This is a genomic window from Mesorhizobium tianshanense, assembly GCF_007830515.1.
GTDB lineage: Bacteria > Pseudomonadota > Alphaproteobacteria > Rhizobiales > Rhizobiaceae > Mesorhizobium > Mesorhizobium tianshanense.
In genome coordinates this window covers 173,242-185,702 of the sequence record NZ_VLKT01000002.1, presented here as the reverse complement: position 1 = coordinate 185,702, position 12,461 = coordinate 173,242, and the positions used below count along the sequence as shown (strand labels likewise).

Here is a 12,461-nt window from a genome sequence, read left to right as displayed (position 1 = left end):
GTTGCCCGCTTATTGCATACTCAACGTCCTGCGCACAGCATCGCGCCAACCCGCCAGCTTGGCGGAACGTACCGAAGCGTTCATATCCGGCTTAAACCGCCGCTCGAGCGCCCAGCTCTTGGCGAAGTCCCTTGCCTTCGGCCAGACGCCCGCTTTCGAGCCAGCCAGCCAAGCCGCGCCGAGCGCGGTCGTCTCGAGGATTGTTGGGCGGTCGACCGGCGCATCGAGGATGTCGGCCAGCCGCTGCATAGTCCAGTCCGACGCCACCATGCCGCCATCGACCCGAAGCACGGTCTTCACTGACGCGCCCTTCCAGTCCTTGCGCATGGCGTCGAGCAGGTCGCGCGTCTGGAAAGCCACGGATTCGAGTGCTGCGCGCGCAAATTCCGCCGGGCCCGAATTGCGGGTCAGCCCGAAGATGGCGCCCCGCGCCTCGGCGTCCCAGTGCGGCGCGCCAAGCCCGACGAAAGCCGGCACCAGATAGACGTCTTGAGTCGGGTCGGCGCTCGCCGCCAGCACGCCGCTCTGCTCCGCCTTGCCGATCACCTTGATGCCGTCGCGCAGCCACTGCACGGCAGCACCCGCGATGAAGATCGACCCTTCCAGCGCATAGGTGGTCTTGCCGTTCAGCCTGTAGGCGATGGTCGTCAACAGCCGGTTCTTCGAACGCACCAGATCGCTGCCGGTGTTGAGCAGCGCAAAGCAGCCGGTGCCATAGGTGGACTTCATCATGCCCGGCTCGAAACAGGCCTGGCCGATGGTCGCCGCGTGCTGATCGCCGGCTACGCCAAGGATTCTTATCTCCGAGCCAAACAGGTTTTTTTCTGTGATTCCATAATCGTCAGCGCAATCCTTCACTTGCGGCAGCATTCTTGCCGGTATGTTCAGGATCGCCAGCAGCTCGTCGTCCCAGGCACTCTTTTCGATGTTGTAGACCAGCGTGCGCGAGGCATTGGTTGCGTCGGTGGCATGAACCTTGCCGCCGGTCAGCCGCCAGATCAAAAAGCTGTCGATGGTGCCGGCCAGCAACTCGCCCTTCTCCGCGCGCTTTCTGGCGCCCTTCACCTTGTCCAGCATCCAGGCGATCTTGGTGCCGGAGAAATAAGGATCGAGCAGCAGGCCGGTCTTTCTGGTGAATTTCTTCTCCAGCCCCTGCTTCTTCAATTTCTGGCACAGCGGCGCGGTCCGCCGGTCCTGCCAGACAATCGCGTTGTGAATCGGCTTGCCGGTCGCTCGGTCCCAGATGATGACGGTCTCGCGCTGGTTGGTGATGCCGATCGCCGCGACATCCGATGCGTCGCGGCCAGCCGCCTTCAGCGCAGCCTTCACCGTCGCCACGACGCTCGACCAGATCTCTTCCGGATCATGCTCGACCCAGCCGGAGGCCGGATAATGCTGGGTGAATTCCTTCTGCCCGCTACCCACGACCTTCATTTCACGGTCGAACAGGAGCGCCCGGCTCGATGTCGTCCCCTGGTCGATTGCAAGGATAAAGCTGCTCATTCCGCTCCCTCGGCCCCACTCCCTTGGCGCAAACAGGGGAGACGGCAAGATGCCGCCTCCCCCGATTGATGTGATGCGGGCGCGGACGCCCGGACCGATGCTTAATTGCTCCAGCTCTTGACCAACTCGTCGTAGTTGATGGTCTGCGCCTTGTCCTTCTCCGGCTCGATCTTCAGCTGCGGCGCAAGATTGCCCTTGGCGACGGCATCGGCGTTCCACTCTTCGAGGGTCTTTTCCTCGGCCATCTTGGGGCCGATGTCGCCCTGCACGCCGGCGCGCTCGAGGCGCTCGAGCACCTTTTCCTGCTCGGCGCAGAGCGAGTCCATCGCCTCCTGCGGGGTTTTGGCACCCGACGAGGCATCGCCGATCGCCTGCCACCAAAGCTGTGCCAGCTTCGGATAGTCAGGAACGTTGGTACCCGTCGGCGACCACTGAACGCGGGCCGGCGAACGGTAGAACTCGATCAGCCCGCCGAGCTTCGGTGCGCGGTCCGTGAAGCTCTTGTGCTGGATCGTGCTCTCGCGGATCAACGTCAGGCCGACGTGGCTTTTCTTCACGTCGACCGTCTTCGAAGTGACGAACTGCGCGTAGAGCCAGGCTGCCTTGGCGCGGTCGTCAGGCGTCGACTTGAGGAGTGTCCACGAACCCACGTCCTGGTAACCGAGCTTCATGCCGTCCTTCCAGTAGACGCCATGCGGCGACGGAGCGAAGCGCCATTTCGGCGTACCGTCCTCGTTCACGACCGGAAGGCCGTCCTTCACCATGTCGGCGGTGAAGGCCGTGTACATGAACATCTGCTGGGCAATTTCGCCCTGAGCCGGAACCGGCCCGGACTCCGAGAAGGTCATGCCCTGGGCCGCTGCCGGAGCATAAGCCTTCATCCAGTCGAGATATTTCTGGATGGAGTAGACCGCCGCCGGACCATTGGTGTCGCCGCCCCGAGCCACGCACGAGCCGACGGGCCGCGACTTCTCGTCGACCTTGATGCCCCATTCATCGACCGGAAGACCGTTCGGCAGCCCTTTATCGCCATTGCCGGCCATCGAAAGCCAGGCATCGGTGAAGCGCCAGCCGAGCGACGGGTCCTTCTTGCCGTAGTCCATATGGCCGTAGACCTTCTTGCCGTCGATCTCGCGGCCGGTGAAGAATTCGGCGATGTCCTCATAAGCCGACCAGTTGACCGGCACGCCGAGGTCGTAGCCGTACTTCGCTTTGAAGTCCGCCTTGTTCTTTTCGTCGTTGAACCAGTCGTAGCGGAACCAGTAGAGGTTCGCGAACTGCTGGTCGGGCAACTGGTAGAGATCGCCGTCCGGAGCCGTCGTGAACTTGGTGCCGATGAAGTCGGCGAGGTCGAGGTTCGGATTGGTGACGTCCTTGCCCTCGTTGGCCATCCAGTCGGTCAGGCTGCGCGCCTGCTGGTAGCGCCAATGGGTGCCGATCAGATCGGAGTCGTTGACATAGGCGTCGTAGATGTTTTCGCCCGACTGCATCTGCGTCTGCAGCTTTTCGACGACATCGCCTTCGCCGATCAGGTCGTGGGTGATCTTGATGCCCGTAATGTCAGCGAACGCCTTGGCCAGCGTCTTCGACTCATACTCGTGCGTCGTGATGGTTTCCGAGACGACCTTGATGTCCATGCCAGCAAAGGGTTTTGCGGCATCGATAAACCATTGCATCTCGGCTTCCTGGGCGGCCCGATCGAGCGTCGACATGTCGCCGATCTCGCTGTCTAGGAAAGCTTTAGCCTCGTCCATTCCGGCATAGGCGTTGCCTGCCCCGAGCAACAGGACAAGCGCTGTCGTTGATGTCAAAAATTGCCGTCTCATGTGTTTCCTCCACTGTTCAGTTTTAAGTTCGACCGGAGCAGCCGCCGGCACGCGGCCGCTCCAACGGTTCCCCCCTCTATACGTAGCGGAACACGCCGATAGCGTAGACCACGGAGAGAGCGAGTGCCCACCACAGGTTGGGTCCGACAAGACCCAGCCAAGCGAGATGGATAAAGGCGCTGCCAAGCAGCGATAGGAAGAGACGGTCGCCGCGCGTCGTCTCGAAGCGCAGCAAGCCAATCCGGGGATTGCCGCCTGGCGAGACGTACTCCCAGACCGCCATGCCGCAGAGCAGCACCAGGATCGTGATGAAAAACACCGCCGTCGGCAGCGTCCATGCCATCCAGGTAAGGTTCATGGTTCACACCCTCCCCAGGGCAAAGCCCTTGGCGATATAGTTTCGTACGAACCAGATCACGAGCGCGCCCGGAAGGATGGTCAGCACGCCGGCCGCGGCCAGCACGCCCCAGTCGAGGCCCGAGGCCGAGACCGTGCGCGTCATGATCGCGGCGATCGGCTTGGCGGCAGTCGTGGTCAGCGTGCGGGCGATCAGCAACTCGACCCAAGAGAACATGAAGCAGAAGAAGCAGGCCACGCCTACACCGCTGGCGATCAGCGGCATGAATATCCTGAGGAAGAAGCGCGGGAAGGAATAGCCGTCGATATAGGCGGTCTCGTCGATTTCCTTCGGCACGCCCGACATGAAGCCTTCGAGAATCCAGACCGCCAGCGGCACGTTGAACAGGCAATGCGCCAGCGCCACTGCGATGTGCGTGTCGATCAGCCCAAACGCCGAATAGAGCTGGAAGAACGGCAGCGCGAACACCGCCGGCGGCGCCATCCGGTTGGTCAAGAGCCAGAAGAACAGATGCTTGTCGCCGAGGAAGCGGTAGCGCGAGAAGGCATAGGCTGCCGGAAGCGCCACGGCGACGGAAATCACCGTGTTCATAACCACATAGATGATCGAGTTGATGTAACCTTTGTACCAGGACGGGTCGGTGAAGATCACCATGTAGTTGGCGATCGTCGGGTTTCTCGGCCACAGCGAGAAGGCGCCCAGGATCTCCTGGTTGGTCTTGAAGCTCATATTAACCAGCCAGTAGATCGGCAGCATCAGGAAGATGATGTAGATCGTCGGCACCAGCCACCAGAGCCGGGACTCCTCGCCCCGCCGCCGCATCTTGCGGGCCAGCGTGGCGTTCGCTGTCTGTGCCTCCGCGGTAGCGGGAGTTTGCCGCATCATCGTTCGCCCGTCTGCGGTGGTTTCTTCGAGGCGCGCCATCTCACCGCTCCGCGTCATAGGCTGTCATGACGGTGTAGAACACCCAGGACAGGAGCATGATGATCAAGAAGTAGACGATCGACATGGCTGCAGCCTCACCGAGGTTGAACTCCCCGATGGCCAGCTTCACCAGATCGATCGACAGGAAAGTGGTGGTGTTGCCAGGCCCGCCGCCGGTGACGACGAACGGCTCGGTGTAGATCATGAAACTGTCCATGAAGCGCAGCAGAACCGCGATCAGCAGCACGCGGTTCATCTTCGGCAGCTGGATGTAGCGGAAGATCGCCCAGCGCGAAGCCCCGTCGATCTTGGCCGCCTGGTAATAGGCGTCGGGGATCGAGACCAATCCTGCGTAGCAGAGCAGGACGACGAGGCTCGTCCAGTGCCAGACGTCCATGACGATGACGGTGACCCAGGCGTCGAACGGGTCGTTGACATAGTTGTAGTCGAAACCGAGCGACCGCAGCGAATATCCGAGCAGGCCGATGTCGACGCGACCGAACACCTGCCAGATCGTGCCGACGACGTTCCACGGGATGAGCAGCGGCAGCGCCATCAGCACCAGGCAGACCGGGACGCCCCAGCCCTTTTTCGGCATGTTGAGCGCAATGAAGATGCCGAGCGGAATCTCGATGACGAGGATGACGGCCGAAAAGACCAAGTTGCGGCCCATGGCTTCCCAAAAACGGTCGGAATGCAGAATTTCCTCGAACCACTCCGAGCCCGCCCAGAAGAAGACGTTGTTTCCAAACGTGTCCTGCACCGAGTAGTTCACGACTGTCATCAGCGGGATCACCGCCGAGAACGCCACCAGCAGGAGCACCGGCAGCACCATGAACCAGGCCTTGTTGTTCCAGGTTCTGTCCATGCTCAGCCTCCCATCTCGACGCGCCAGGAATCGGCGTAAAGGTTGATTCCCGCCGGGTCGAAAGCGATCCTCGGATCGGCGGGAATGTCCTCGTCCTCGCCAACGATCGCCGCGATGTCGCGGCCTTCGAAACTGGCGCGCACCACCTTGTGGCGGCCGATATCCTCGACCTTCCGGATCGAAACCGGCATGCCGCTAGCGCCAAGCCTGACATATTCGGGGCGGATGCCGAGTTCGATCGCGCCTGCGGTTCCAGCCTTGGGCACGCCCGGCAATTCGATCGTCTGGCTGCCGAGCCGCGCGCTCCTGCCTTCGACCTCGACCGGCATGACGTTCATGCCCGGCGAGCCGATGAAATAGCCGACGAACGTATGCTTGGGACGCTCGAACAGTTCAGCGGGGGAGCCGATCTGCACGATCTCGCCCTCATACATGACGACGACGTTCTCGGCGAAGGTGAGCGCCTCGGTCTGGTCGTGCGTGACATAGACCATGGTGAAACCGAAGCGCCTGTGCAACTGCTTCAACTGCGAGCGCAGCACCCACTTCATATGCGGGTCGATGACGGTCAGCGGCTCGTCGAACAGGATCGCGTTGACATCGGAGCGCACCAGCCCGCGTCCGAGCGAGATCTTCTGCTTCTGGTCGGCGGTCAGCCCCCTCGCCTTTTTCTTGGCCATATCGGCCAACCCGGTCATTTCCAGTGTTTCGCGCACCTTGCGGTCGACGTCGGGTTCCGGCACGCCGCGGTTGCGCAGCGGGAACGCCAGATTGTCGTAGACGGTCATGGTGTCGTAGATGACCGGGAACTGGAATACCTGCGCGATGTTGCGTTCCTGCGTCGACAAATTGGTCACGTCCTTGCCGTCGAACAGAAGCTCGCCATGCGACGGGTACAACAGGCCGGAAATGATGTTGAGCAGCGTGGTCTTGCCGCAGCCCGACGGCCCCAGCAGCGCATAGGCCCCGCCGTCCTCGAAGGCGTGATGCACCTCCTTCAGCGCAAAGTCCTTGTCCGACTTCGGATGCGGACCGTAGGCGTGGCGGATGTGGTTGCAATCGATGCGCGCCATGTGCCCTCCTCCCTTAAGCCGCCAGCGTCTGTGGCGGCGCGGCCGAACGGCCGTTCGCGTCGAACACCATGATGTGCCGCGGATCGATGAACACCTCGATCGTCTGGTCCGGCTCGAACGCCAGGATGCCGTGCTCCAGCATCACCCAGCGGACATCGGCGAAGTCGAGATGCACAAAGCTTTCGGAACCGGTGATTTCGGTGACCGACACCTTGGCTCTCACCGGAACCGCCGACGGGCTCGGCCGGGTAAAAGAGAGATGGTGGGGCTGGAAGCCGATCGTGTAACTCGTATCGGCAATACCGGCGAGTTCAGCCGGCACCGGGAGGCTCACCCCACCATCAAGAAGGAAGCTTGAACCGCTCTTCTTCAGCACAATCGTGTTGAGCGGCGGATCTGCGAACGTCTTGGCCGTGACGAGGTCGTTCGGCCTGCGGAAGACTTCGATCGTCGGGCCGAACTGAGTGATGCGGCCTTCTGAAAGCGTCGCCGTATTGCCGCCGAGCAGCAAGGCTTCGTGCGGCTCGGTCGTGGCGTAGACGAAGATGGTACCGGTCGCCGCGAATATCCTGGGCAATTCCGCCCGCAGCTCCTCGCGCAGCTTGTAGTCGAGGTTGGCGAGCGGCTCGTCGAGCAGCACGAGGCTGGCGTTCTTGACGATGGCACGCGCCAGCGCCGTCCGCTGCTGCTGGCCGCCGGAGAGGCTGAGCGGCGTGCGGTCGAGAAAAGGCGTCAGCTTGAGAAGGGCGGCGGCATTGCGCACCTCCCTGTCGACCTTTGCCTGTTCGACACCAGCCACCCGGAGCGGAGAAGCGATGTTCTCGTAGACGGTCATAGCCGGATAGTTGATGAACTGCTGATAGACCATGGCGACGTTGCGCTTCTGCACCGGCACGCCGGTGACATCCTTGCCGTCGAACCAGACCGAGCCGGATGTCGGCACGTCGAGGCCGGCCATCAGCCGCATCAGGCTGGTCTTGCCGGAAAGCGTCGGCCCGAGAAGGACGTTGAGCGAGCCGTGCTGAAGCGTCAGCGACACGTCGCGTATATGCTCCGCCGCGCCGACCGTCTTCGTCACGTTTCTCAGTTCCAGCATGATGCCTCCTCCCAGGCCGTCTGCATCAATCCGGCCCCATTATTCGGCAGCCGCGACATGGCGCCGGCTTATCCCGCGCATGAATTCGTCGAGCGCTGCCGTCTGCTCGTGGCTCAGATGCAAGCCGCGCTTGGTCCTGCGCCACAATACATCTTCGGCGGTGACAGCCCATTCGTTTTGAACGAGGTAGCGCACCTCGACCTCATAGAGGTCGGCGCCAAAGTTGCGGCCAAGGTCGGCATTCGATCTGGCGAGGCCCAGAAGCATCCTTGCGCGCGTCCCGTAAAGCCGGGTCAGTCGGCGCGCCAGACGCGCATCGAGGAACGGATAGGCCGTTTTCAGTTTCGCCACTTCGGCGTCGAAGCCGTTCGCCGCGAAATCGCCGCCCGGAAGCGGCGCGTTTGCTGTCCACGGCTTGCCGCGCTTGCCGAGAAACTCTTCGATCTTTTCGAGCATCGATTCAGCCAGCCGGCGGTAAGTGGTGATCTTGCCGCCAAAGGCGTTGACGATCGGTGCCGTGCCCTCCCCGCCGTCGGTCTTCAGCACATAATCGCGGGTCGCTTCCTGCGCCTTCGAAGCGCCGTCATCGTAGAGCGGGCGCACGGCCGAATAGGTCCAGACGATGTCCGAACGCTTGACAGCTTGCGCGAAATATTCGCTCGCTGCCGCGCACAGGTAATCGATCTCGGCGTCGCTGATCTTCACGTCCTGCGGATCGCCCGGATAGTCCTGGTCGGTGGTGCCGATCAGCGTGAACTCTTCCTCGTAGGGGATGGCAAAGATGATGCGGCCATCCTTGTTCTGGAAGAAATAGGCGCGCGGATCGTCGAACTTCTTGCTGATAACGATATGGCTGCCCTGTACCAGCCGGACATTGTGCACGTCGTTCAGGCCGACCGAGGCGGACAGCACGCGGTCGACCCACGGACCGGCGGCGTTGACCAAAAGCCGCGCCTTGACCTCCTCGGTGTCGCCGGTCTGCGCGTCTTCGAGCCTGACCGTCCAAAGCTCGCCCTCACGGCGTGCGCCGATGACCTTCGTTCGGGTTCGGATCGTTGCGCCGCGATCGGCGGCGTCGCGGGCGTTCAACGCCACCAGCCGCGCATCGTTGACCCAGCCATCGGAATATTCGAAAGCCTTTCGAAACAACGGCTTCAACGGTTTACCGGCTGGGTCCTTTGCCATGTCCAGCGTCTTGGTCGCCGGCAGCAATTTGCGCCCGCCAATGTGGTCATAAAGGAAAAGCCCGAGCCTGATCAGCCAAGCCGGTCGCAAGCCCTTGGCGTAAGGCAGCACGAAGCGCATCGGCCAGATGATGTGCGGCGCGTTCTTCCAGAGGACCTCGCGCTCCATCAGCGCCTCGCGCACCAGCCGAAATTCGTAGAACTCGAGATAGCGCAAGCCGCCATGGATCAATTTGGTCGAGCCGGAAGAGGTTCCGCTGGCCAGATCGTTCATTTCGGCAAGGAAAACCGAGAAGCCGCGCCCAACCGCATCGCGGGCGATGCCGCAGCCGTTGATTCCGCCACCAATGACGAAGATGTCATGGATCGGGGATGATACGCCCACAAAATTCTCCCGCGATTTCGCATTGCAGCATTTTCAGGGTTTTTCGAAACCGTGGCGGGATTATTTCGAAATCAGAACGAATGTCAAACGAAATATAAACGGCGAAAAGTGCCGCTAGGGCACCCCCTAGGAGAGCGACGTCTCAATCAGTTGAACCTCTGCCTCCTGGCAGATCTTGCGCACCGACGGAATGCCGCAGCGGTCGGTGATGAAGGTGTTGACCTGCGACAGATGGCCGATGCGAACCGGCGCCGTCCTCTCGAACTTGGTCTGGTCGGAAACGAGAATGACATGCCGGGCATTGGCGATGATCGCCTGCGCTACCTTCACTTCGCGAAAATCGAAATCGAGCAACGCGCCATCATGATCGATCGCCGAGGCGCCGATCACCGCGTAGTCGACCTTGAACTGCCTGATGAAGTCGACCGCGGCTTCGCCGACCACGCCGCCGTCCGAGCCGCGCACGACACCGCCGGCAATAACAACCTCAATGGAAGGATATATGCGCATCCTGTTGGCAACATTGATGTTATTGGTGATGACCATCAATCCGGCGTGATCAAGAAGTGCCTTGCTGACCGACTCCGTCGTGGTGCCGATGTTGATGAACAGCGACGCGTTGTCCGGGATCAGCCTGGCTGCTGCGCGACCGATCGCCTCCTTCTCCTCGGCGGCGATCTTGCGCCGCGCCTCATACTCCATGTTCTCGATGCCGGACGGAAACAGCGCCCCGCCATGGATACGGGAGAGCAGTCGCTGGTCGCACAGATCGTTGAGATCCTTGCGGATGGTCTGCGGCGTCACGTTGAAATGCGTTGCCAGATCGTCGACCAGCACGCGGCCATGGTCTTTGGCCATCTGGATGATTTCGGAATGACGCGGCGACAGATACATCAGGGAAGCTCCCATTTTCGCTTTTCTTGTCTATATCGGAAAACGAAAGCGATGAAAAGGCATAAGCCGGCTAATGAAACTTGGGCGACTGCAAAGACAAACCTCGGCGCAACTTGGCTGACCAATTCAAGCCAGGCCGCGGGCAATTTCGATGACGACCTCGAAAGCGGTGTCGACATCCGCCGCCGTCGTCTCGAACTGGCCGACCTGAAAGCGGATCGCGACCTGCCCGTCCACCCGTGTCTGTGTCAGGTAGATGCGGCCATCGTCATTGATCGCGTTGACCAGCCTTAGATTGTGTTCGTCCGAATCGATGCCGACCGAAGCCAGATGCCGGAACGAAAACAGCGACAGCATCGGTTCCGTGACGATCTCGAAATCCGGTTCCCTGGCCAGACGCGCGGCAAGGCCTTCGCTCCAGGCGACATGGTTGCGGATCATGGTTCGCAGATTTTCCAGCCCGTGGGCGCGCAGCAGGAACCACAGTTTCAGTGCGCGAAAGCGCCGCCCGAGCGGCACCGACCATTCGGAATAGTTGATGATGCCGTCGCGCCCATGCGTCTTCAGGTAATCTGGCTTGACGGCGAGCGTCCGCACCAGATCTTCCGGCCGGCGGATGAACTGCATCGAGCAGTCGAACTGTGCGCCCAGCCATTTGTGCGGGTTGAAGACGATGGAATCCGCGTGCTCTACGCCCGCCCAGAAATGCCGGTACTCCGGGCAGATCATCGCCGACCCGGCCCATGCGGCGTCGACATGCAGATAGAGCCCGTACCGTTTCGCCACCGCGGCGACTTCGGCTATATCATCCGTGCCGCCGGTGCTGGTGCCGCCGACACAGGCGATGATGCCGGCCGGCAGCATGCCCGCTTCCCGGTCGGCGGCGATTGCTGCTTCGAGGGCTGCGACATCCATGGCGCGAAAGCGGCCGGCAACCGGAATGCGCACGAGATTCTCCTCGCCGATACCCGACACCCAGATCGCCCGGTCGATCGAGGTATGGACCTGATCGGAAGAATAGACGCGCAATATCGGCTGGCCTTGCAGGCCCTTCTTGTTCCCCTCCCAGTCGAGCGCGCGCTCGCGCATGGTCAGCACGGCGGCAAGCGTCGCCGACGATGCCGAATCCTGCATGACGCCGGAAAACCCTTCCGGCAGACCAAGCGCCTGCCGCATCCAGTCGACCACCCGCGTCTCGAGTTCGGTCGCTGCCGGTGAGGTCTGCCAGAGCATGCATTGCGCGGCCATCGCCGAGACCAGATATTCGGCCACCACCGAGACCGGTGCGGCATTGGCCGGGAAATAGGCGAAGAAGCGCGGATGTTGCCAGTGCGTCATGCCCGGCAGGATCCTTTGCTCGAAGTCGGCGAAGATCGCTTGCATCGTTTCGCCATCTTCCGGCGGCGAGACATCGATGCTCTTGAAGATTTCGCCCGGTTCGACGAGCGGCCGCACCAGCCTTTCGCGAAGTGTGCTCCTGTAGTCGGCACCCCATTCGGCCGCGTACAGCGACCATTCTCGGAATTCGTTGCTATTCATCTTCCTCTCCGTAGCATCGAGCCCAGCGATCAAAGAGCACGAAAAACGGAGACTTTCATTCGGGAAAATCCGGCAGGCTCGCAAAGGCAGCCTTCAGTGCGCTCGACCAGCCGTCCGAAATGGTGCGGTAGTATTGATCGTCCTGGGCTATCCGCTTCTTCAGGCTGACCTTGAAGGCGTCCTTTTCGTAGAACAGCAGGTCGAGTGGCAGGCCGACCGACAGGTTCGACTTCAGCGTCGAATCGAACGACACCAGCAGCAGTTTCACCGTCTCGGCGAAACTCATCGTCTTTTCATAGGCGCGGATGATGATCGGCTTGCCGTATTTGGTCTCGCCAATCTGGAAAAACGGCGTGTCGTCGGTCGACTCGATGAAATTGCCTTCCGGATAGATCATGAACAGCCGCGGCGCGCTGCCCTTGATCTGTCCACCAAGGATGAAGGAGGCATTGAAATAGGAATCCGCCTTGTCGCCCGACGGCGACGAACTGGCGATGACTTCCTTGACGGTGTCGCCGACCATCCGCACCGTCTGGTACATCGAGGGCGTTTCGAGCAGTGTCGCGTGGCGATCGCCAATTGCCTTGGTGCGCTCGTCGAGCAAGCTGACGACGGCCTGCGTCGTCGCCAGATTGCCGGCCGACATCAGCACGATGACGCGCTCGCCCGGTTCCTCCCAGACATGCATCTTCTTGAAGGTCGAGATCGAATCCATACCGGCATTGGTGCGCGTGTCCGACATGAACACGAGCCCGCGATCGATCTTCAGGCCGACGCAATAGGTCATCGAATCTCTTTGCCAGCAATCTTG

The 12,461-nt window shown here is 61.4% G+C and carries 11 protein-coding genes; all 11 read right to left on the bottom strand.

Annotated features, from left to right (window positions below; genetic code table 11):
* Positions 1-9 precede the first annotated feature (9 nt).
* Entirely contained in the window at positions 10-1,503 is a 1,494-nt protein-coding gene (glpK, locus tag IQ26_RS02325; RefSeq protein ID WP_145712630.1) for a glycerol kinase GlpK, read from the bottom strand.
* A gap of 101 nt (positions 1,504-1,604) precedes the next feature.
* Positions 1,605-3,329 (bottom strand): ABC transporter substrate-binding protein, encoded by a 1,725-nt coding sequence (locus tag IQ26_RS02320; protein ID WP_145712627.1) that lies wholly within the window; start codon positions 3,327-3,329, stop codon positions 1,605-1,607.
* 76 nt (positions 3,330-3,405) lie between these two features.
* Positions 3,406-3,687 carry a DUF2160 domain-containing protein gene (locus IQ26_RS02315; protein WP_145712625.1) on the bottom strand — a complete coding sequence of 94 codons (282 nt, stop codon included), beginning with the start codon at positions 3,685-3,687 and terminating at the stop codon, positions 3,406-3,408.
* A 3-nt stretch (positions 3,688-3,690) separates the two neighbouring features.
* Entirely contained in the window at positions 3,691-4,572 is an 882-nt protein-coding gene (locus tag IQ26_RS02310; protein ID WP_240546972.1) for a carbohydrate ABC transporter permease, read from the bottom strand.
* A 40-nt stretch (positions 4,573-4,612) separates the two neighbouring features.
* Positions 4,613-5,479 carry a carbohydrate ABC transporter permease gene (locus IQ26_RS02305; protein WP_145712619.1) on the bottom strand — a complete coding sequence of 289 codons (867 nt, stop codon included), beginning with the start codon at positions 5,477-5,479 and terminating at the stop codon, positions 4,613-4,615.
* Between the two features lie 2 nt (positions 5,480-5,481).
* Positions 5,482-6,552: an ABC transporter ATP-binding protein gene (locus IQ26_RS02300; protein WP_145712616.1), complete on the bottom strand. Its 1,071-nt coding sequence runs from the start codon at positions 6,550-6,552 to the stop codon at positions 5,482-5,484.
* A gap of 13 nt (positions 6,553-6,565) precedes the next feature.
* Entirely contained in the window at positions 6,566-7,648 is a 1,083-nt protein-coding gene (locus IQ26_RS02295) for an ABC transporter ATP-binding protein (protein ID WP_145712613.1), read from the bottom strand.
* A 39-nt stretch (positions 7,649-7,687) separates the two neighbouring features.
* The gene (gene glpD / locus IQ26_RS02290; protein ID WP_145712610.1) at positions 7,688-9,217 is read right to left on the bottom strand and encodes a glycerol-3-phosphate dehydrogenase; all 1,530 of its coding nucleotides are present in this window, start codon (positions 9,215-9,217) and stop codon (positions 7,688-7,690) included.
* Positions 9,218-9,343: 126 nt separating this feature from the next.
* Positions 9,344-10,111, bottom strand: a complete 768-nt coding sequence (locus IQ26_RS02285; protein ID WP_145713006.1) for a DeoR/GlpR family DNA-binding transcription regulator — start codon at positions 10,109-10,111, stop codon at positions 9,344-9,346.
* 126 nt (positions 10,112-10,237) lie between these two features.
* Complete coding sequence (locus IQ26_RS02280; RefSeq protein WP_145712607.1) at positions 10,238-11,650, bottom strand: pyridoxal phosphate-dependent decarboxylase family protein; 1,413 nt, start codon at positions 11,648-11,650, stop codon at positions 10,238-10,240.
* A 55-nt stretch (positions 11,651-11,705) separates the two neighbouring features.
* Positions 11,706-12,437, bottom strand: a complete 732-nt coding sequence (locus IQ26_RS02275) for a proteasome-type protease (protein ID WP_145712604.1) — start codon at positions 12,435-12,437, stop codon at positions 11,706-11,708.
* Between the last annotated feature and the right edge of the window lie 24 nt (positions 12,438-12,461).